Genomic DNA, 18,831 nt, shown 5'->3' with positions numbered 1-18,831 from the left:
AAAACCCGCTGCTTTGCGTGCATTGTTGCAAATTGCAATGAATAGAGAAGTTCAGTCTTTTTAAGTCGTTGAAAAATATAGAGTTATTTAAAGTTGTCGACTGGCACGGTCGCTGCAATTCATCTGCTGACGAGTTGTAACACCATTTTTCATGCCTGGAGCACTACAACAATGAATAGATCCTCTGATGGGTTTTATCCGGCCTTCGAAGGAGAGTCGAGCAACGTGTCAGGCGTGTCCTGGGGCGCGATCTTCGCGGGCGCTGCGGCGGCTGCAGCACTGTCGATGATTCTGGTGCTGCTTGGCTTCGGTCTGGGATTCTCTGCCGTTTCACCTTGGGCCGGGGAGGGCGTCAGCGCCAAGAGCCTGGGGATTTCCACGATTGTCTGGCTGGCGGCGACGCAGATTATTGCCTCCGGTCTGGGTGGCTATATCGCCGGCCGCCTGCGGGTTAAGTGGGCCAACATGCACGGAGATGAAGTGTATTTCCGTGATACCGCCCATGGCTTCCTCGCCTGGTGTGTGGCGACGCTGGTCACCGCCGTGCTGGTCGTCGGCTCGGTGAGCAGTGTCATCAGTGGCGGCGTGCAGGCCGGTGCCAGTGTCGCCGGTGGCGCAGCCGCTGCCGCGACTCAGGCGGCCGGTACTGCTGCAGCAAACACCAGCAGCGATCAATACGGTTACTTCGTCGACAGCCTGTTTCGCGATGACCGTCCTGCGTCCGTCAGCGATGACGCCGCGCATGGTGCGGTGACCCGGATCTTCGCTCAGAGCCTGGCCAACGGCCAACTCAGCCCTGAAGACCGCACCTACCTCGCGCAACTGGTCGCACAGCGGACCAACCTGAGTCAGGCCGACGCCGAGAAACGTGTCGACGAGGTTTATGCGCGCACTCAAAAAGCCATTGCCGATGCCAAGGTCAAAGCCCAACAGGCGGCTGACACCGCTACCAAAGTTGCTGCCTGGACGTCGCTGTGGATGTTCATTGCGCTGTTGGCCGGTGCGTTCTTCGCCAGCCTGGCAGCCACCTTCGGCGGCCGTCGTCGGGATGCAGTCGAGTACGTTGAAGTCGAGACTTACACCGCCACCACCACGCTGCCGCCAGTCCGTTAACAAGGAGAATCACCATGCGCTCTCTACTACTGTTTTTCCTCGGTGTGCCAATCCCGATCATTATCCTGATCGCCCTGTTCGTGCACTGATCCTGTTGCTCTATTGAGGCCTTTGCCTCAGCCGCTTTCACTTCACGGTGAAAGCGGCTTTTTGCTTTCTGCGTCCACGCACGCTCTCGCAGGACTCATCGTTGTTGCTGAAATTCGCGGTTGAATAATATATGGATATCCGTATATTCGGTTTTCCATATGTTCGAGTCCGCCCCATGCTCACTCCCACCGAACTGTTCAAAAGCCTGGCCGACGAAACCCGCGTGCGCGCCACCTTGCTGATTGCCGAGCAGGGTGAGCTGTGCGTTTGCGAGCTGATGTGCGCCCTCGACGACAGCCAGCCGAAAATCAGCCGCCACCTCGCGCAATTGCGCAGCAATGGGTTGTTGCTTGATCGGCGTCAGGGCCAATGGGTCTATTACCGGCTCAACCCGGACCTGCCGGACTGGGTCCGGCAGGTCCTCAACGTCACGGCCAAGGCCAACACCGATTGGCTCAAGGACAACGCCTGTCGCCTGCACAACATGGATGGCCGTCCTGCCCGCGAAACCGCGTGCTGCTGAACTTCAAATATCCCCCGGAGCTACCCATGCGTGTCCTGTTCATGTGCACGGCCAACAGTTGCCGCAGCATCCTTTCCGAAGCCATGTTCAATCATCTGGCGCGGGAGGGCTTCGAGGCGGTGAGTGCCGGCAGTTTTCCCAAGGGCCAGGTGCTGCCGCGCAGCCTGACGACGCTGCAACAGGCCGGTATCGCTATCGACGGTTTGTACAGCAAGGGCAACGACGCCTTTGAAGGCAACCCGCCGGACATCGTCATCACCGTTTGCGACAAGGCGGCGGGCGAAACCTGCCCGGTGTACTTCGGCCCGGCAATCAAATGCCATTGGGGGCTGGAGGATCCCTCCGAGGTGACCGGTGATGAGGCGGCCGTGGACGCGGCGTTCCGTGCCACGCTGGCGATCATCGAGCGCCGCTGCGCAACCTTCCTCGGTCTTCCTTTCCAAACACTCAGCCGCGTTGAGCTTCAGCGTGAACTGGATCGCATCGGCTCCCTTTGAGCCGGAGGACATATGTCAAAGCACCTGCCCAATCTTGATCACAGCCTGTTCGAAGGCCGCAACACGCCACCTTTGCACGGGCACAAACCGCGCATCCTGCTGCTCTACGGTTCGACCCGCGAACGCTCCTTCAGCCGTCTGCTGGTGGAGGAGGCCGCACGCTTGCTGGAGCACTTCGGTGCCGAGACGCGCATCTTCAATCCGTCCGGTCTGCCGTTGCCTGACGACGCCCCGGTCGACCATCCCAAAGTCCAGGAACTGCGCGAGCTGGTGCTGTGGTCGGAAGGCCAGGTGTGGTGTTCGCCGGAACGCCACGGCGCGATGTCGGCGGTGTTCAAGGCGCAGATCGACTGGATCCCGCTGGAGCTCGGCGCGGTGCGTCCGACCCAGGGCAAAACCCTCGCGGTGATGCAGGTCTGCGGCGGTTCGCAATCGTTCAACGTGGTCAATCAACTGCGTGTGCTGGGGCGCTGGATGCGCATGTTCACCATCCCCAATCAGTCTTCGGTGCCCAAGGCTTTTACCGAATTCGACGAGGCGGGGCGGATGAAACCTTCGCCGTTCTATGATCGCGTGGTCGATGTGATGGAGGAGTTGGTGAAGTTCACCGTGCTGCTGCGCGAGCGCCAGGATTTTCTGGTGGATCGCTATTCCGAACGCAAGGAAAGCGCCGAGCAACTGATGGCCCGGGTCAATCAGCGCTCGATCTGAAGCGCCGCGACACGCCTTCATCGGTCGGGCAGTGCACAAACGTTCTAGCCGTTCAGGGGCATTTGTGGATTACTGGCGCCAGCCCACTAGCGTATTCAAGCCATGAGTAACTGGATCGACCTTGCCCACGACCGGGAAACCGGCATCGAAACCCTGCACGCGCATTTCGCCGGGCATGCGCATGCCTACGATCCGCACTGGCATGAGACCTACCTGATCGGTTTCACCGAGCAAGGCGTGCAGCGCTTCAACAGTCGTCGGGCGCGGCACGACAGTACCCCGGGCAAAGTCTTCATGCTCGAACCCGGGGACATCCATGATGGCGACGCGCCGAGCCCGGACGGCTTCACTTATCGCATGCTGTACCTGCAACCGGCATGGCTGGAACAGGCGCTGGACGGCCTGCATCTGGGCAGTTACGGCAGCGGCCTGCCCGGCATCGGCAGTGTGCTCAACGATGATCCCGAATTGGCTCGCGCCACCTTGTTTGCGTTCAATGCGTTGCATCAACAGGACGTGCGCATGGTGCGCGAGGTGGCGTTGGACGCGTTGCTCGAACGACTGGCGATTCATCTGTATCGCCGACCGCAACCGATCGCTGCCAACCGCGCGCCTTTGATTGCTCGTCAGGCGCGCGATTATCTGGTGGCCTTTCACGAACAGGACATCAGCCTGCAAACCCTGGCCGAGGTCTGCGGCACCGACCGCTTTCGCCTGACCCGCGCCTTCAAGGCAGCCTATGGACTTGCGCCGCACGCGTGGCTGATCCAGTTGCGCCTCAGCCGGGGCCGGCAGATGCTCGCCGCCGGCATACAGCCTGTGGACGTCGCCAGTCGCCTCGGATTCGCCGACCAAAGCCATCTGGGCCGCTGGTTCGTACGCGCTTACGGCATCACGCCGGGCGCCTATCAGCAACGCGCCATCGGCGCCTCTCGACGCTGAACAAACGTTCAAGACCGCAGCCCTGCGCAGCCGTCAGAGTAGGCCCTGACTTTCTACAGGGCCGTACCATGCTTGCGTTCATCCTCTTTGCCTTCGTGGCCTCGGTTACTCCGGGGCCGACCAATCTGATCGTGCTCAGTACCAGTGCCCGACGTGGCTGGCGGCCGTGCCTGCCGATCATCCTCGGCGCGGGAGCGGGTGCTGCGTCGCTGGTGTGGGTGGCCGGTGCGGGTGCCAGCACCTTGATGCTGCCCGGCGTGCGCCCGGTGATCAGTGCGCTGGGAATGGGCTGGATGCTCTGGTTGGCGTGGCAGATCTTCAGCGCGCCGGCCACCGCCATCGACCCCGCCGCCGGCGAAGAGAAACCCGAACTGGGGCTGGTTGGCGCCGCGCTGTTGCAATGGGTCAACCCCAAGTCGTGGATGATGGCGATTGCGGTGATCAGCGTGTTTACCGCACAAGGGCAGGGCTTGAACGCGTTGTGCCTGGCGTTCTTTCTGGTGTCGTTGCCGTGTCTGGCGCTGTGGGCGTTGCTCGGTCGCGGTGCAGCGCGCTGGCTGAGCAATCCGGCGCAGTTGCAGTGGCTGAACCGGATCCTCGCGGTGCTGCTGGTCGTCTCATCCGCCGCGGCGTTGCTGCACACCTGAGCTGATCGGCACTGACAACGTTGCGCACAAGCCGCCCTCGGCCCGGTTGACTAACGTAATCCGTCCGCCCAGGCGCAACGCGATGGTGTTGACGATGGTCAGCCCCAGGCCTGCACCGTTGGCGTTGCCACGACTGTAAAAGCGTTCGAACAACCGTGCCCGATCGGCCTCGTCGATGCCCGGGCCCTGATCTTCGACGCTCAAAAGGCACCAGCCATCGGCCTCGCTCAGCTTGACGGTGATCACCCCGTTCTCCGGGGAGAAGTTGGCGGCGTTGGTGATCAGGTTGCTCAGGGCGATGTCGATGGCGGCGGTGCTGGCCATGACGTGCAGCGCTTGTGCGCTGTCTTCGAAGGCCAGTTCGAGATGCTTGCTCAGCAGCCACGGCGTGAGTTGCACCAGGCTGTTGCGCACGGTTTCGCTGAGGTCGATGCGGTGCAGCGGCGGCGGGTTGGATTTCGGTTCCAGGCGCGCCATGGTCAGCAATTGATTGACCAGGCGACTGGCGCGATCAACCCCGGAAATCAGGAACTGCAACGACTCGCGGCGCTCCTGTTCGGTGCCGGCCTCCAGCAGGTTTTGCGCATGCACCCGCAGCACCGCCAGCGGCGTACGCATCTCGTGAGCGGCATCGGCGATGAAGCGCCGTTCACGGCCAAGCACTTCCTGGATCTGCGCGAGCATGCGGTTGAGCGCCGCCTGCATCGGTTCCAGTTCACTGGGCAGGGGCGTCAGTTGCAACGGTTCCAGCGAGCCGCTGTGGCGGGCACGCAGGGTCGCGGCCATGTTCGCCAGCGGCTTGAGGCCCCAGCCGATGGCCAGCCAGACCATCGCCGCGAGGATCAGACTGCCCAGCACGTTCGGCCACAGCGTATGGCGCACGATGCGGTCGACCAGATCGGCCCGCACATCGTCGCGTTCGCCAACCCAGATGCGCAGCCCGTTTTGCGGATCTTCGAGCATGAAGGCGCGCCAGTGGCGACCGTTCAAGTCCACCACATCACTGAAACCCGGTCGCGTCGGCGGCGCGGTGAACGACGGCGCACTGGCGGTGTGCACCAGCACTTCGTTTTTCGGGTTCCAGACCTGGAAGGCGATCTTGCTTTCGTAAGGGTGACCGTCGACGCGCGGCTTGGCTTCGCCGAGCGCCTGATTGAACGCCTGATACAACTGCGAGTGTTCCTGGCTCGCCAGCGGCATGCGCATCACGCCCTGCAGCAGCCGAGCGTTTTGCGCCAGTTGTGCGTCGTAGACTTCGGCGATTTCGTGGTTGCTGTCGTGCAGGTTGAACACGCTGAGCACCGCAAGACCCGCGAGCAACAGCCCGATGATCAGCGTCAGCGTGCGGCGACGAATCGAGGTCATCGACGCTCCTCCACCAGGTACCCCACACCGCGAATGGTGCGGATCAGGTCGGTGGAGAATTTTTTGCGCAGGTGATGGATATGCACTTCGAGGGTGTTGCTTTCCGCTTCCTCGTTCCAGCCGTAAAGCAGCTGGATCAGTTGATCGCGGGTCATCACCCGGCCGGGCGGCGAGAGCAATTCATGCAGCAACTGATACTCCTTGGGCGTCAGCGCCACGGGTTGGCCCTGATAGCTGACCTGCTGGGTACCGGGGTTGAGGCTGATCCCGGCGTGCTCGATCAGCGCCTGAGCGCGGCCAGCACTGCGCCGCAACAGAGCGCGCAGGCGTGCCTTGAGTTCGGCGAGGTCGAACGGTTTGACCAGATAGTCGTCGGCGCCGGCATCCAGCCCGGCGATGCGGTCTTCGGTGGCATCGCGGGCGGTGAGTATCAGCACCGGCAGGTTCGAACCGCTGTCGCGCAGGCGCTGCAGCACTTCGAGGCCGTCCATGCGCGGCAGGCCCAAATCGAGCACCGCCACGTCAAAGGTTTCACTGAGCAGCGCATGCAACGCGCTGCTGCCATCCTTCAACCAATCGACGGTGTAGCCCTCACGGCCCAATGCCCGATGAATGCCTTCACCGAGGGCCACGTCATCCTCAATCAGTAATAAACGCACGCGGACTCCTGTCAGTCGAGTTTCTTGTTCACGTCCACCAGCAGCGCAGCGATCTCTTTGCGACGCCCGGCGTCAGCGGTTTCCCGGCCCGGGCGCGGTGCAGCCTGCTGAGCTTTGAGCAGCGCAGCCTTGGCTTCAGCGTAGCGCTTCTGACGGTAGAGGTGATCACCCCAGAAGTACAGGCTGTCGATGCCATCCGGATTCAGTTGCAGCGCTTGCTTGAGCAGTTGCTCGGCCTTGTCGCTGTCGCCGAAACCGATCGGCCAGCCCGGGACGCGATCATACAGCGCCGCCAGGCTGGTATAGGCCGAACCTTGCAGGGCCTTGGGGTCGAGCGTCAGGGCTTTTTCCAGATCGGCCTTGGCGTCTTTGGCCTTGCCCAAGGCGCCGAGCCCGCCCTGAGCGCCGGCCCAACTGCTGGTGACAATGCCTTTCCAGATCCACGCTTCGGCCACCGCCGGGCGCTGTGTAGTAAAGGCAGTGGCTTCGGACGACAACTGCTCGAACGCGGCGGCGCGTTGCTTTTCCGCCACTTCATACTGGATGTGCGCCCAACTCTGCTGGATGCCGTTCAGACGCTGCTGATCGGCCGGTTCCAGTGCCCAGACGCTTTGGCTGAGGGCGGCGAACAACAGGCATGCGCTAAGTTTTTTCATGGCTTCAGGGACTCGTTGTCGGTTTTTTCACTGAGGCGGCGGATCAGCGGCAGTTGCTTGCGCAAGCCTCGATCCACCAGATGCGGCAGCAGATTGTTCAGGCGTACGAAGAAGCGCTCCGGCCAGCCCAGGTACAAGTCGCGGCGGTCGCCGGCAATCGCGTGGATCACCGCCGAGGCCACGGTTTGCGGGTCATCGACGCTGGACTTGAGGGCATCGTTCAAGGCTTGCGCCGCCGCACTGTTCATCGACGTGCGCGTGGCCCGGGGCGCGACATACAGCACGTTGACCCGAGTGTCGGCCAGCTCGCGGCGCAGCGCTTCGGAAAATCCACGCAGGGCGAACTTGGTCGCGCAATAACTGGCGTAGCCCGGGTAGCCGATCGAGCCGTAAGTGGAACCGACGTTGACCACCATCGCGCTGTCGGCCTGTTTGAGCAGCGGCAGCAGCAGTTTGGTCAGGCACATCGGTGCGCTGATGTTCACCGCGAGCATTGCGTTGATGTCGCTGTCATCCAGCTGTTCAAGCATGGCGAAATGATTGACCCCGGCCGCGTTGATCAGCAGGTTGATGCCGCCAATGGCTTCGGCAGCGGCCAGCACTTTGCGCCGGTCGCTGAGGAAGGTCAGGTCGGCGGCGACCCAGCACAGCGAATTTGGATAGCGCTCAAGCAATGGCGTCAGCGCCTGCTCATGCCGCGCCACCGCCAACACCTGGGCGCCGGCGGCGCACAAGGCCTCGGTAATCGCCAGGCCGATGCCGCCACTGGCACCGGTCAACACCACTCGCGCGTCACGCAGCTGCATGTTGAGTCTCCGCGTCGCGCGGCAGGCCACGGAACATGTCGGTGTACAGGCGATAGACGACTTTCGAGGCGTGAATCACGGCCGCTTGGTCTTCGGGATCTTCCAGTTGATTCATCAAGCGGCGATAGATCTGCATGTGCTCGATGTCCAGCGAACCGTGCGAGCTGAGGTAGCTGAACGCGGTGTCCGGCAGCGCCAGACGCTCGCGAATGCTCCCCGCCGCATGCGTGGCCAGCGCAATGCTGGTGCCTTCGAGCACATTGACCATGCCGAACAGGCCCACCGGATTGCCTCGGGCGATCAAGTCGTAGAGAAAACTCACCATCAGCTCGATCGGCAGCGAGGGCTGGCCGTCGCGGACCGCATCGCGGTCACCGCCACACGCGGCGATGTCGTTGAGGACCCAGTGTTCATGGCCGTATTCGTCTTCGATGTACTCGGCCACCGCTTTGCGCAGCCATTCCAGGCGTGTCGGCAGACGCGCGCCGCAGGCCATCATCAACGGCACGGTGTGACGCACGTGGTAGTACGCCTGGGCGAGAAACGCCCGATAGCTTTCCAGGCTGACCTTGCCTTGCAGGGCGTCGAGGATGATCGGCAGATTGAACAGCTCGTGGCGTTCCTGATGCGTGGCTTCTTGCAGGGTGTCGAAAAAACTCATGATGCGGACTCCTCGGAAACAGCGGATTCAGTCAATTGGGCGCGGTACAGCGCGGCAATCGCCTCGCGGCGTGGCCGACCATTGGCAGTGAGCAAGCCATTGGCGGCGGTGAACGGTTGCGGCAGGCGCGTCCAGCCATGCACCTGGGCGTAATCGGGCAAGGCTTCGTTGGCTTCGGCGACCGCAGCGGCCAGCTCCGCGTCGCTGCAATCGGCACGGTGCGGCCAGAGCAGGGCGTGGTTGCGCGGCAAGGCCTCGCCATAGACGAAGGCCTGGGCGATGTGGCGGCGCTGGGTCAGTTCCGACTCGACCCATTCCGGGTTGACGTTGCGCCCGAAACTGGTGACGAACTGGTGCTTCTTGCGACCCTTGAGGTAGAGAAAACCTTCGGGGTCGAACTCGCCCAGATCGCCACTGGGCCACCACTCATCGGCGTACGGCGCGTCCCCCAGATAACCGAGCAGGGTCGAGCCCTTGATCAGCACTTCGCCGTCTTCGGCCAGGCGCACTTCAACGTGCGGCAGCGGCTGGCCGACGCTGCCTGGACGCCGCGCGCCGGGGCGATTGAGGCACACCACCGAGGCGCATTCGGACAAGCCGTAGCCCTCGAACACCGGCAGGCCGACACGCTGCGCGCGGTGCAGCAGATCTTCCGAGACCCGCGCACCGCCGACGGCGGCGAAGCGCAGTTTTTGTGGGTCGAAGGCTTTCTGCTCGGCAGCGCTGACCAACATCAGCAACAGTTGCGGCACCAGAATCAGACTCTCCGGCGCACGCCCGGCCAGGTAGCCCAACAGGTGCGGTACATCGACGCCGCTGGCGCCCTGGATGCCCAGGGTTTTCTGGCTCGGCAGACTCAGCGTCGCACCGGCGTACAGCGCGGCGTAGCAGCCGAGGTTTTCCAGCAGAATCGCCAGTGGCAGCAACGCCAGATGATGCTGTGGATCGGTGGGTTTGCTCGCGTGATCCAGCTCCCGCGCCACACGCAGCAAGCTGTCGGCGCTCAGGCACACGCCTTTCGGTGTGCCGGTGGTGCCGGAGGTGAAGGTCAGTTTGGCGGTGCCGGCCGGCATCCGGCTCGGGCCGCTGAAGGTGCGGCACCAGAACTCGCCGCGCTGTTCATAGCCGGCGGCGAGCAGCTCGGCCGCCAGCTCCGGTTCGGCAATCACCCGTTCGGCCTGGCTCTGTTCCAGGCAATGCGCCCGTTGCGCAGGGCTGAAAAACGGCGGCAGCGTCACGCAGGTCAAGCCCTCGGACAGCACGGCCAGATCCCACAGCATCGCATCGACGCTGTTATACAGCGCCAGGGCGACGACTTGCGCCTGTTCATCGCGCAGGCGTTCCTGGCGATACAGCACCTCGGCATACACCGTGGCGTAATCAAGTTTCAGCGTATCGCCCCACAGCGCGGTGCTGTTGTCATTGCGCCGGGCATGGTCGCGCAGGGTTTCCTGGAAGCGTTGCAGTTCAAGCGACATGGCAGGCTCCTTCAATCGAAGTCGGCAGGCCCAATCGAGTGAACAGGCCGATATTGCGCAAATGGACGAAGCCGGCGCGGATGTTGCCGACATGCACCCACGGCTTGCTTTCGTAATAACTGCCCCAGTGTTGACGCTCGTCACCCAGGCGCTCCGGGTCGGCGGCGCATAATGTCACTGGCTTCAGACCGAGCCGATGGAAGCTGTTGACCAGCCCGATGTTGCCGGTGAAGGTCACCCATTCCAGGCCGCCCATGGCCAACAGATAGGTGATGGCGATGATGCTCAAGCGTGCGCTGCCGGTGTCGCTGGCAGCGAGGTTGCCGACTTCGACGATGGCGCTACGCTCAACCGGACGATCCGCCGCCGCACTGATCAAGGGTTCGATCGGTTCATCCAGATATCGCTCGAGAAACAGCGGCTCTTGATGGGCACGACGCACCCCGGCCACCGCACACAGCTCACCGTCGCCGTTGTGCATGCCGAACAGCTCGGGCATAAAGTGTCGAATGTCGGCGCCGTGGGCCTTGCGAAAACGCTGCTGGATGAAGGCTTCGAAAGTCTCTCGCAGCGCGTCGTCGGGCAGGGCGTCGGTCAACGTCATCTGCGGCGTTTCGGCCTGGCCGAAACGTAGAGGAAGGGGAATGTTCCAGTGGTAATCGGGCATGGGCAAAGCGCCTCCCTCAATGGTTTGAGCGCAGTATCGGAGGCATTTCTTAACGAAGTCTGAAGGTGAAAAAAGGTTAATCAACGGGCAATCTTCAGATTGTCTTAAGACTGCAAGGGCAGGGTGGCACCGTCGGTTCGCCCTGCAACCGGATCGAGACTGTCGAACGAATCGACCGTCGCTCACGACAATCACGAGGCGCTTCTTATGACCCGCGACACCGCCGTAACCCGTTATGGAAAACTGTCAATTACGTTGCACTGGCTGATGCTGGCGCTGTTCGTCGGCGTCTATGCCTGCGTCGAAATCAAAGGCTTCATGCCCAAGGGCAGCGAAGCGCGCGGCCTGCTGATGGGCTTCCACGGCCTGTTCGGCACGAGCATCTTCATCCTCGTCTGGGTGCGCCTGCTCGGCCGTCTGACCCCACGCCCGCCGATCACCCCCAAGCCGCCAGCCTGGCAGACCGGCCTCTCGCACCTGATGCACCTGGCGCTGTACGTGCTGATGATCGCCACGCCGATCTTCGCCTGGCTGATGCTCGCTGCCGCCGACAAACCGTTCCCATACTTCGGCTTCCACGTCCCGGCACCAGTCGCCATCGACCCGGACTTCGCCAAACAACTCAAGTACTGGCATGAAACGCTGGGCAGCGCGGGCTACTGGCTGATCGGCCTGCACGCAGCGGCGGGGCTGTTTCACCACTACTGGGTGCGGGATAACACGCTGGTGCGGATGTTGCCGGGCCGCACGGAATAACCCCGACCTCCTTCAACCCCCAATCCCTGTGGGAGCGAGCTTGCTCGCGAAGGCGTCGTGTCAGCCGGCATCATCGCTGACTGACACACCGCCTTCGCGAGCAAGCTCGCTCCCACAGGTTTTTGTGGCGTCTTGAAGAGCGCAGCAGTTGCCCGAATAACACTTCGCGTCCACGCTATGGCATGCCAACGTCGAGCGCAGGCGTGTGGCGCTGATCAACGTGACCCGCGGCCGAGTTCAGAGTTCGAGCTTGTAGCCGCGGTGCCATACGGTCGATTCAGAAGCTTCCCGTCGCCAGAGGTGTGGGACTGAAAGCCATGGTTACTTGATTGTTGGGGGCTGTTTGCCAGGTCGTGTCGCTGGGGTTGCTGTCATTGCGGACGATACATTTCCACTCCACGACATCACCGCCTTTTACGTTGTTGAATTTTATCTTGCCGGACCAAGAGGGGTAGTCGGAAGGCGTGAGTCGAACCGCTTTGGCCGGGACCCAATTCCCTAACTCCGGCCGATCACCTACCGCGTAGACGCTATAGCCTTGTGTCGTGACGCCGTTATCACAGCGGAAATTCACCTCGAGCGAAATATACGTCCAGGTGACACCGGCATAGCCAATCATTGGCTGCAAGGCCAGCAGCAGAGCACTCATTGGCAACAAGTATCGAATGCGGCCCATGATCAGTTCCTCAGTTTTCCTTTAGTCGGGCCAGCTTAGCCCTGCGAAAACTGGAAGAGACCTGTAAGAACTGACAGTCCGTCAGACTCTTTTGCGATACCGTCACTGGCGCCTTATTCCCACCCCAAGCCGTGCGCGAAACCTGTGGGAGCGAGCTTGCTCGCGAAGACGCCAGCCCAGCCACCCAAGCACTCAAACCTCCTCACCCCTGAGCTGAAGACTCATCAGATCGCAACTCGCCGACCACGACGTCAACCACGCCGGCATCTCCGGCGACTGCTCAGGCAACCCCAACGCCCTGACAAACTCACCCGGCGCAATCGTGCCTTTCGCCGACCGAAACAGCCCACGCATGACCACCACGCCGATCACCCGGCCCTTGCTCACAAAACGATGCTCCATAAAGCTCCATTTATCGTCCCAGCCAAGCATCCGACTGTGAATTTCAAACGCTTCAAACAGCTTCAGCTCACGCCGAAATTTACCCCAGGTATCGCCAACAATCGGCAACGCCTTAGCGCGCAACGCCACCCGAAACGCGCCACTGCGCAACACAAAATCCATGCGCCCGACGTCAGCCAGGGTGAAGTAGCGACCATTGGTGACGTGCCGATTCAAATCGAGATCCAGCGGCCACACGCGCATGCGGATCACGGTGGATTCCAGCGCATTGACCGGCTTGCGCCACGGTCGGCGAAAAAGCATGCAGAGCAATCGAAACCACAGATTCATCAGTACGTCAGCCCGTTGAAAAGAGCGCTGCACTCTAGCGAGCCGGGCGATGGCGAGGTAGGTGCGGAAATGACTTTTTTGGACGGAACAGTGCATTCCGATCATTGCGGGGTTGATGCTGGATCGGTAGCCCGATCAACCGGCGGATAAACAGGAAACAATCGGGATGTTTATGTGAAGCCTGCCGTTACCACCGAAGCCCTACAACGCCTTGCGCCATCGCCTACGAGTACGCCAGAATCCGCCGGCTTGTGCGTCTAGAGCGCGGGTTCTATCGTCTGTCGGTCACTGAAAAACAGTGATCGGGTTTGGTAGCCCTGAGTTCTCGTAGATTGCATAAGCATCATGATTTGCAGTGTCTGTTCGACACGGCTTTATGGTGGTCATGCACAGGGCGTCTTCGGGCGCGCCGGTTTTCTACGTCCCGGTCTACCAACCTGCGCATGGCCGCCACCCTCGTTTGGTAGCGAGAGTGATGGCTCCCTTTTTTGACGTAGGAGCTTCACCATGATCAAACCAACACCCAACCCGCCAGAAACCGACCTCGCATCGCCCTACGAATCCCTCGATTCCAAAAAGCTCCACGAAGCCGCCGAACGCGCCCTCGATCACTACCTCACCCCGGCCACCCAAATCATGGCCAGCCCGCACAAACCCGAACCCATGTACCTCGCCAACCCGAAGTGCGACACCGAATCCCTGCTCGCCAACGCCAGCGAAACCCTCGGCTCCGCCAGCGAAATGCTCAACAACTTCGCCGCCACACTCGACACCTCCCACCGCAAAACCGCACTGGGCATCGCCCAAGTCGTCATGCTCGGCGAACTCGCCGTAAACCAGGCCCTCGACAACGTAGAAATCGCCCACTGACCCGGTCTCTCTCCGTAGCAAGTAACAGATTTCTTCGCTACGGAGGGCTATCTATTACTATGACTTCCCAAATCTGGCGCTTCAGTTACCGCGTCGGAATGGACGCTAATGACGTTACTTGTACTGGCAGAACTTATCGCGCTAGCGTTGGCGTTTATCTTTATCGCGAGCGCGAAATTCATGCCACTACACGAATGCCCACACACGTTTGAAGAGCTAGCCACAACGGTCTTGCCTGCGCATATGAACAGAATGAAGACCGCCCTTAGAGATCCGCGAGATATGAAGGTTTTTGGCATTCAAGGTGTCGGGGCTAAGTCTCTCCTGAAGCAGTTCGGCCTGGCACATGACTTTTCGGGTTGTTACGTTCTGATCGACAAGGGAACGCCTATTTATGTTGGTATTTCCCGAAGTGTGATCAGCCGGCTTCGGCAACACGTATTCGGCAAGACACACTTTGATGCAAGCTTGGCTTTTCGCATTGCGATGGCAAAGCATCCAGATCGAACGATCTCCAAGCTCACTCGTGCAAAAGCAATGGACGATCCACTATTCGGTACTTCTTTCGCAGAAGCGCAAGCCTACTTACGCTCACTTCAGGTTGCTGCAATAGCTATCGAAAATGCGCTTGAGCTGTACGTGTTCGAGCCCTACTGCGCACTGGCGCTGGATACCGATCAGTGGAACTCCTTCGAAACTCATTGACTGAGACAGTGTGAACTGCGATTCAGAACCCATCGCCAGCCGGTTGGAGTGGCTTGCTCGCCAAAACGCCGACTCCATCAGCCGCAGACCGGAATAAACAGAAAAATCACCATTGTTTAAACGAAGTCTGTCGTTACCACCGAAGCCCTACAACGCCTTGCGCCATCGCCTACGAGTACGCCAGAATCCGCCGGCTTGTGCGTCTGGCGCGCCCTCCGTAACTTGATTCCTGTCACTGCTCATCAGTGATCGGGTCTGCAAGCCCGCCGGAAAACCAGTCGCATAGCCATGCCAAATGGACGCACGCTCGCGTCCATAAAATGGCAGCTTTGTGCGGGAGACCTTCGGGTCTGCCGGGTTCCTGGTTTCCCGGTCTTGCAGACCCGCGCACAGCTGCCACCCATCATCTGCAAGTGATGCTGGTAGCTCCTAATGAACAATCAGGAGTTTCACCATGATCAAACCAACACCCAACCCACCAGAAACCGACCTCGCATCCCCGTACGAATCCCTCGATTCCAAAAAACTCCACGAAGCCGCCGAACGCGCCCTCGACCATTACCTCACCCCGGCCACCCCAATCATGGCCAGCCCCTACAAACCCGAACCCATGTACCTCGCCAACCCGAAGTGCGACACCGAATCCCTGCTCGCGAACGCCAGCGAAACCCTCGGCTCCGCCAGCGAAATGCTCAACAACTTCGCCGCCACACTCGACACCTCCCACCGCAAAACCGCACTGGGCATCGCCCAGGTCGTCATGCTCGGCGAACTCGCCGTAAACCAGGCCCTCGACAACGTCGAAATTGCCCATTAACCACCCCGGTGCGACGAGCCCAAACCCTCGTCGCACCCAGCCATTTCAACCGAGCTGGCACAGAGCCACGCCTTGCGCCCCCAAGCCTCGGCTGTCACCCTTCGGCCCGTTCTTCAAGGATCAGAACAAGGAATCAAGGATTGAGTGGCTACGTTCCCAACCCCCCGAAAAACTACCGCTACGAAGAAGCCAAACCCGTCGATATTCATGCCCAGCGTTGGGCAGAGTATGAGAAGCACGGGAAAGAGCCTGCGCGCGAGCCTGAAAAAATCGGCATTGCGTTGAGGATTGGGGTGTTCTTTGATGGTACTGGTAACAATGCAAACAACTCCGCTGCGGGGTTGCTCTGCGGTGCTCATCATCCCATTGCGCCGCAGGATATCGATGCCAGTTGCAAGCCGTACATGAGTGATCCGGATAGCAGCTACGCCAACGACATCAGCAATGTGCAAAAACTGAGTGAGCTCTATTTCGCACCTCAGAAGGCGGAGGGCGATGGTTCGCACAAGCAAGCATTCCGCATGATTTACGTCGAGGGGATCGGTACCCGGTCAGGTGAAGAGGACAGTAAATTCGGCGCTGGCACAGGTCGAGGTGATACGGGTGTCGCGGGACGTGTCCAGCACTCTTTTGAAGAGATCAAATCGCGTATTGAAGATGTTCTGGATAACAATCCAAACAGTGAAATCACGTCTCTGACTTTCGATACGTTCGGCTTCAGTCGAGGCGCTGCGGCCGCACGGCACTTTGCAAATGAAGTCGTTCGCGGAAAACAGGGCCCCTTAGGGAATATATTCCGCAGCAATGCGAGTGACTTCAGTCGAACCTTTATTGACCAGTACAAAAGCAGTATCAATATGGGATTCATCGGTCTGTTCGACACCGTGCCTTCGATTGCTGGCTGGTCCAATCTGGGGAATGTAAAGAGTCCAGTCGCCACGGGCATCAAGCTCTACCTGGACCGTCGTTTTTTTACTGATGTCGTTCAGCTGTCCGCGCGTGATGAGTATCGGGCGAACTTTGCATTGAGTCGCGTCAAAGCCGATCACCTGGAAATCACTCTTCCAGGTGTGCATTCCGATATTGGTGGTGGCTACCGCGATGAGATTGAGGAGTGTGTACTCGTCAGTCCGATGCAAACGCTTGAGGTCTCGCAGTTTACCGATGTATCTACCACGTCCATCTATCGGGATGCTGTGTCTTTGAAAAATCAGTGGGTCTCCAAAGGCTGGTCTGAAGACATGCTGGAGATTGTTACTCCTGAAGCGCTTCTCCTACCTGTAGATCAACAAGATCGGCTCAGCCCTCGCAGGAAGCGTGTTTATGCCGCCGTACAACTCAAACGTCCTGTGAGCGGCCTTTTGTCGAGGGTGTACCTGCGAATGATGTATAGCCTCGCAAAGGAAAAGGGCGTTCGATTCAACGAGATTCCCGGAACGGCGGCTCTGGCGGTGCCCTCAGAACTGCAGGCACTGTGTGATCGATTTGTGGCGGGTGACTACAGCACGACTCAGGATGAGGAGAAATTGCTGAAGTTGAAATACATTCATATGTCCGCTAACTGGAATCATCCACTTGGAAGAAGGGATGGCAGTGGTATCCGAGCCGTCTACATCAACGCACCCACCGAAGACATGATTCGTGTGCAACATCCCCATGTACCTGACTGGACTCTCTGGTAATGAAACTAATCGTCACCTTACTTCTTACTTTGTTCATGACCGGTTGCCAGTCTGCTGATCCGCTCTCGGCCAAAAATGATCCTAAATCCGAATGGTGGGAACTGGCTTTCACTGAACCCGATTACATGAAGGTTTGGGTGGAGGACAGTTCGGTGCAGGATATTACCGGCAGAGTCTTCTTCAGAACCGGCGGGGGGACTGCTGCTGGCGGAGAACCTGAAGACGGTACTGAGTCTGCCCGCGGCTGGACAGGGGTGGGAGGCAGCGGAAAAAGAGTGGTGGGTGCCGATCTACCCATTCGCATTTATGTCCGATGGCAATCGATCGTCGAGCAGAAAACTTGGCAAGCGTGGGTGGATATCCCTGAGGAGGCCAGACAAATAATGGTGACCTCCACAAATCAACGATGCCCGGAAAGGCCCGAAAGAACAGCGCGTTACATGGCTTCAGTTTATTTGGGGCTCGCTCCGGGTGGTGTTGTTCAGGTGTGGGTGAGGGACTCATGCCACCGACCAGTCAAGGTTGCTAGAGCGCAAGGCGAAATCGACCCGCTGGGTCCGGAGCGGGGGAAAAATGGGGGGCGTTATGCCTACCCTGTGAGTGAAAAGGCCAAGCGCTATATCGACAAGTACGGCATTCCGTACGGTAGTTGGTAACAGTCATCTGATGAAACTACTTACAACGATGATTTGTGTTCTCTTGATCAGCGGGTGCCAGCCAAGTGATCCGCTATCAGCCAAAAACGACCCCAAATCTCCTTGGTGGGAGCTAGGCTTCACTGAGCCCGACTACATGAAAGTCTGGGTTGAGGACACTTCGGTCGAAGACATTAAAGGCAGAGTATTCCTGCGCACCGGAGGTGGATCCGCCTCAGGCGGGCAGCCAGAGGATGGAACAGCATCTGCTCAAGGTTGGCACGGCGTAGGAAGTAACGGAAAAAATGTTGTTGGTGCTGATCCTCCCGAAAGGATCTATGTCCGTTGGCAATCCATTGTTGAACCGCAAACGTACAAGGTCTGGGTAGATATCCCAGAGGAAGCCAGGCGACTCATGCTTGAGTCCGTCAATCAGCGCTGCGCTAAAACACCTGAACAAAAGGGGCGCTATAGCGCGTCTCTCTACTTGGGCCTGGCGCCCGGTGGTGTCGTGCAAGTCTGGGTTAGAGACTCATGCCACCATTCTGTCAAAGTCGCTAGGGCGCAGGCAGAGGTTGAACCGCTAGGGCCTAGTCAAGGTAAGAACCAAGGGCGCTATGCGTATCCCGTCAGCGAAAACTCCAAGCGGTATATCGATAAATTCGGAATACCGTATGGGAGTTGGCAGTAGAAAGGCAGGAGGCACCTCTCTTGTCTGTCTTCAGCGGCGTTGTTCTGAGTAATCATATTTGACAGCTACCGAGTCAATGTCGGGTTCAACGAAGGTTCGCTTTCGGCTGTGGATTCTACTAAGGAGTGGGCAATGGAAATTGATGATTGGTTACTCGCTCTCTTCAAATCTCGACTATATTGACTAAGATGTCCTCACGCCATGGGCCAAAAATGGCGCTAGGAATAACTACTAATTGTTTATGTTGGTTCAAGGGGGTTTATGGAGATGCCGGGAAGAAACGACCCATGTTGGTGTGAGTCGGGAAATAAGTACAAGCACTGCCATCTAGATAAAGACAAGCATCCAGCGATTGAGGCTCATACCCTACTTAAAACATTAGGATCCTTTAAGAAAACCAAAAAGTGCAGCGTCCCGGAATCACTATTGCATGAGTGTTCGAATAAGATAAT

Annotated in this window: 22 protein-coding genes and 1 pseudogene; 14 read left to right on the top strand and 9 right to left on the bottom strand. The window is 59.5% G+C overall.

All coding sequences use genetic code 11. The features are described 5' to 3' along the window. Positions 1-171: 171 nt before the first annotated feature. From OC71_RS01125 to OC71_RS01100, 6 genes are all read left to right on the top strand, one after another. On the top strand, positions 172-1,113 hold the full coding sequence (locus OC71_RS01125) for a membrane protein (protein WP_041062980.1): 942 nt from the start codon (positions 172-174) through the stop codon (positions 1,111-1,113). A gap of 265 nt (positions 1,114-1,378) precedes the next feature. Then, complete coding sequence (locus OC71_RS01120; RefSeq protein WP_041062977.1) at positions 1,379-1,726, top strand: metalloregulator ArsR/SmtB family transcription factor; 348 nt, start codon at positions 1,379-1,381, stop codon at positions 1,724-1,726. Positions 1,727-1,752: 26 nt separating this feature from the next. Continuing rightward, a complete protein-coding gene (locus tag OC71_RS01115; protein ID WP_041062974.1) occupies positions 1,753-2,223 on the top strand; it encodes an arsenate reductase ArsC in 471 nt (156 codons plus the stop codon). A 12-nt stretch (positions 2,224-2,235) separates the two neighbouring features. After that, positions 2,236-2,934 carry an arsenical resistance protein ArsH gene (gene arsH / locus OC71_RS01110; protein ID WP_041062971.1) on the top strand — a complete coding sequence of 233 codons (699 nt, stop codon included), beginning with the start codon at positions 2,236-2,238 and terminating at the stop codon, positions 2,932-2,934. A 102-nt stretch (positions 2,935-3,036) separates the two neighbouring features. Beyond that, complete coding sequence (locus OC71_RS01105) at positions 3,037-3,876, top strand: AraC family transcriptional regulator (protein WP_041062968.1); 840 nt, start codon at positions 3,037-3,039, stop codon at positions 3,874-3,876. Between the two features lie 68 nt (positions 3,877-3,944). Then, positions 3,945-4,523, top strand: coding sequence for a LysE family translocator (locus OC71_RS01100; RefSeq protein WP_041062965.1), 579 nt, complete (start codon positions 3,945-3,947; stop codon positions 4,521-4,523). On the opposite strand, the gene OC71_RS01095 is transcribed toward OC71_RS01100, so the two are convergent. Genes OC71_RS01095 through OC71_RS01065 form a run of 7 tightly spaced genes read right to left on the bottom strand, consistent with a single transcriptional unit; the run spans position 4,494 to position 10,815 of the window. Further along, positions 4,494-5,888 (bottom strand): ATP-binding protein, encoded by a 1,395-nt coding sequence (locus OC71_RS01095; RefSeq protein WP_041062962.1) that lies wholly within the window; start codon positions 5,886-5,888, stop codon positions 4,494-4,496. The two genes, OC71_RS01100 and OC71_RS01095, sit on opposite strands and share 30 nt — an antisense overlap. Then, a complete protein-coding gene (locus tag OC71_RS01090; RefSeq protein WP_041062959.1) occupies positions 5,885-6,547 on the bottom strand; it encodes a response regulator in 663 nt (220 codons plus the stop codon). The genes OC71_RS01095 and OC71_RS01090 overlap by 4 nt, the downstream gene beginning before the upstream one ends. 11 nt (positions 6,548-6,558) lie before the next feature. Continuing rightward, positions 6,559-7,203, bottom strand: a complete 645-nt coding sequence (locus OC71_RS01085; RefSeq protein ID WP_041062956.1) for a tetratricopeptide repeat protein — start codon at positions 7,201-7,203, stop codon at positions 6,559-6,561. Next, positions 7,200-8,009: an SDR family oxidoreductase gene (locus tag OC71_RS01080; RefSeq protein ID WP_041062953.1), complete on the bottom strand. Its 810-nt coding sequence runs from the start codon at positions 8,007-8,009 to the stop codon at positions 7,200-7,202. The genes OC71_RS01085 and OC71_RS01080 overlap by 4 nt, the downstream gene beginning before the upstream one ends. Continuing rightward, entirely contained in the window at positions 7,996-8,670 is a 675-nt protein-coding gene (locus OC71_RS01075; protein WP_041062950.1) for a TenA family transcriptional regulator, read from the bottom strand. Before OC71_RS01075 ends, OC71_RS01080 begins: the two co-directional genes overlap by 14 nt. Beyond that, positions 8,667-10,148, bottom strand: a complete 1,482-nt coding sequence (locus tag OC71_RS01070; protein WP_041062947.1) for an AMP-binding protein — start codon at positions 10,146-10,148, stop codon at positions 8,667-8,669. Before OC71_RS01070 ends, OC71_RS01075 begins: the two co-directional genes overlap by 4 nt. Further along, a complete protein-coding gene (locus OC71_RS01065; protein ID WP_041062944.1) occupies positions 10,138-10,815 on the bottom strand; it encodes a thermostable hemolysin in 678 nt (225 codons plus the stop codon). The genes OC71_RS01070 and OC71_RS01065 overlap by 11 nt, the downstream gene beginning before the upstream one ends. Positions 10,816-11,022: 207 nt before the next feature. Here OC71_RS01065 and OC71_RS01060 point away from each other — a divergent pair, with 207 nt between their 5' ends. Beyond that, positions 11,023-11,571 (top strand): cytochrome b, encoded by a 549-nt coding sequence (locus OC71_RS01060; protein ID WP_041062941.1) that lies wholly within the window; start codon positions 11,023-11,025, stop codon positions 11,569-11,571. A 277-nt stretch (positions 11,572-11,848) separates the two neighbouring features. On the opposite strand, the gene OC71_RS01055 is transcribed toward OC71_RS01060, so the two are convergent. Further along, positions 11,849-12,247: a carbohydrate-binding module family 20 domain-containing protein gene (locus OC71_RS01055; protein ID WP_041062937.1), complete on the bottom strand. Its 399-nt coding sequence runs from the start codon at positions 12,245-12,247 to the stop codon at positions 11,849-11,851. A gap of 192 nt (positions 12,248-12,439) precedes the next feature. Then, positions 12,440-12,979 (bottom strand): thioesterase family protein, encoded by a 540-nt coding sequence (locus tag OC71_RS01050; RefSeq protein ID WP_041062933.1) that lies wholly within the window; start codon positions 12,977-12,979, stop codon positions 12,440-12,442. 507 nt (positions 12,980-13,486) lie between these two features. Here OC71_RS01050 and OC71_RS01045 point away from each other — a divergent pair. The 7 genes and pseudogenes from OC71_RS01045 to OC71_RS28630 form a co-directional block, all read left to right on the top strand. Then, positions 13,487-13,849 carry a DUF6124 family protein gene (locus OC71_RS01045; protein WP_041062930.1) on the top strand — a complete coding sequence of 121 codons (363 nt, stop codon included), beginning with the start codon at positions 13,487-13,489 and terminating at the stop codon, positions 13,847-13,849. Between the two features lie 108 nt (positions 13,850-13,957). Then, positions 13,958-14,554, top strand: a complete 597-nt coding sequence (locus OC71_RS01040; RefSeq protein ID WP_177327893.1) for an excinuclease ABC subunit C — start codon at positions 13,958-13,960, stop codon at positions 14,552-14,554. Between the two features lie 454 nt (positions 14,555-15,008). Then, complete coding sequence (locus OC71_RS01035) at positions 15,009-15,371, top strand: DUF6124 family protein (RefSeq protein WP_041062927.1); 363 nt, start codon at positions 15,009-15,011, stop codon at positions 15,369-15,371. A 140-nt stretch (positions 15,372-15,511) separates the two neighbouring features. After that, the gene (locus OC71_RS01030; RefSeq protein ID WP_041062924.1) at positions 15,512-17,053 is read left to right on the top strand and encodes a DUF2235 domain-containing protein; all 1,542 of its coding nucleotides are present in this window, start codon (positions 15,512-15,514) and stop codon (positions 17,051-17,053) included. Continuing rightward, positions 17,053-17,709, top strand: a complete 657-nt coding sequence (locus tag OC71_RS01025; protein ID WP_041062921.1) for a DUF2931 family protein — start codon at positions 17,053-17,055, stop codon at positions 17,707-17,709. Before OC71_RS01030 ends, OC71_RS01025 begins: the two co-directional genes overlap by 1 nt. Positions 17,710-17,719: 10 nt before the next feature. Continuing rightward, entirely contained in the window at positions 17,720-18,379 is a 660-nt protein-coding gene (locus tag OC71_RS26910; RefSeq protein WP_084234102.1) for a DUF2931 family protein, read from the top strand. Positions 18,380-18,640: 261 nt separating this feature from the next. Continuing rightward, positions 18,641-18,709: pseudogene (locus OC71_RS28630) on the top strand (SEC-C metal-binding domain-containing protein); the annotation flags it as partial. Between the last annotated feature and the right edge of the window lie 122 nt (positions 18,710-18,831).

The organism is Pseudomonas sp. W15Feb9B, from assembly GCF_000828175.1.
Lineage (GTDB): Bacteria > Pseudomonadota > Gammaproteobacteria > Pseudomonadales > Pseudomonadaceae > Aquipseudomonas > Aquipseudomonas parakoreensis.
Note: the sequence above shows the minus strand (reverse complement) of the source record. Positions and strands in the feature narration are given on the sequence as shown.

What these genes read in the sequence shown, in the direction of transcription:
- OC71_RS01125 (WP_041062980.1), top strand. Translation starts at nt 172, where the DNA reads ATGAATAGATCCTCTGATGGGTTTTATCCGGCCTTCGAAGGAGAGTCG.
- OC71_RS01120 (WP_041062977.1), top strand. Translation starts at nt 1,379, where the DNA reads ATGCTCACTCCCACCGAACTGTTCAAAAGCCTGGCCGACGAAACCCGC.
- OC71_RS01115 (WP_041062974.1), top strand. Translation starts at nt 1,753, where the DNA reads ATGCGTGTCCTGTTCATGTGCACGGCCAACAGTTGCCGCAGCATCCTT.
- arsH (WP_041062971.1), top strand. Translation starts at nt 2,236, where the DNA reads ATGTCAAAGCACCTGCCCAATCTTGATCACAGCCTGTTCGAAGGCCGC.
- OC71_RS01105 (WP_041062968.1), top strand. Translation starts at nt 3,037, where the DNA reads ATGAGTAACTGGATCGACCTTGCCCACGACCGGGAAACCGGCATCGAA.
- OC71_RS01100 (WP_041062965.1), top strand. Translation starts at nt 3,945, where the DNA reads ATGCTTGCGTTCATCCTCTTTGCCTTCGTGGCCTCGGTTACTCCGGGG.
- OC71_RS01095 (WP_041062962.1), bottom strand. Translation starts at nt 5,888, where the DNA reads ATGACCTCGATTCGTCGCCGCACGCTGACGCTGATCATCGGGCTGTTG.
- OC71_RS01085 (WP_041062956.1), bottom strand. Translation starts at nt 7,203, where the DNA reads ATGAAAAAACTTAGCGCATGCCTGTTGTTCGCCGCCCTCAGCCAAAGC.
- OC71_RS01080 (WP_041062953.1), bottom strand. Translation starts at nt 8,009, where the DNA reads ATGCAGCTGCGTGACGCGCGAGTGGTGTTGACCGGTGCCAGTGGCGGC.
- OC71_RS01075 (WP_041062950.1), bottom strand. Translation starts at nt 8,670, where the DNA reads ATGAGTTTTTTCGACACCCTGCAAGAAGCCACGCATCAGGAACGCCAC.
- OC71_RS01070 (WP_041062947.1), bottom strand. Translation starts at nt 10,148, where the DNA reads ATGTCGCTTGAACTGCAACGCTTCCAGGAAACCCTGCGCGACCATGCC.
- OC71_RS01065 (WP_041062944.1), bottom strand. Translation starts at nt 10,815, where the DNA reads ATGCCCGATTACCACTGGAACATTCCCCTTCCTCTACGTTTCGGCCAG.
- OC71_RS01060 (WP_041062941.1), top strand. Translation starts at nt 11,023, where the DNA reads ATGACCCGCGACACCGCCGTAACCCGTTATGGAAAACTGTCAATTACG.
- OC71_RS01055 (WP_041062937.1), bottom strand. Translation starts at nt 12,247, where the DNA reads ATGGGCCGCATTCGATACTTGTTGCCAATGAGTGCTCTGCTGCTGGCC.
- OC71_RS01050 (WP_041062933.1), bottom strand. Translation starts at nt 12,979, where the DNA reads ATGAATCTGTGGTTTCGATTGCTCTGCATGCTTTTTCGCCGACCGTGG.
- OC71_RS01045 (WP_041062930.1), top strand. Translation starts at nt 13,487, where the DNA reads ATGATCAAACCAACACCCAACCCGCCAGAAACCGACCTCGCATCGCCC.
- OC71_RS01040 (WP_177327893.1), top strand. Translation starts at nt 13,958, where the DNA reads ATGACGTTACTTGTACTGGCAGAACTTATCGCGCTAGCGTTGGCGTTT.
- OC71_RS01035 (WP_041062927.1), top strand. Translation starts at nt 15,009, where the DNA reads ATGATCAAACCAACACCCAACCCACCAGAAACCGACCTCGCATCCCCG.
- OC71_RS01025 (WP_041062921.1), top strand. Translation starts at nt 17,053, where the DNA reads ATGAAACTAATCGTCACCTTACTTCTTACTTTGTTCATGACCGGTTGC.
- OC71_RS26910 (WP_084234102.1), top strand. Translation starts at nt 17,720, where the DNA reads ATGAAACTACTTACAACGATGATTTGTGTTCTCTTGATCAGCGGGTGC.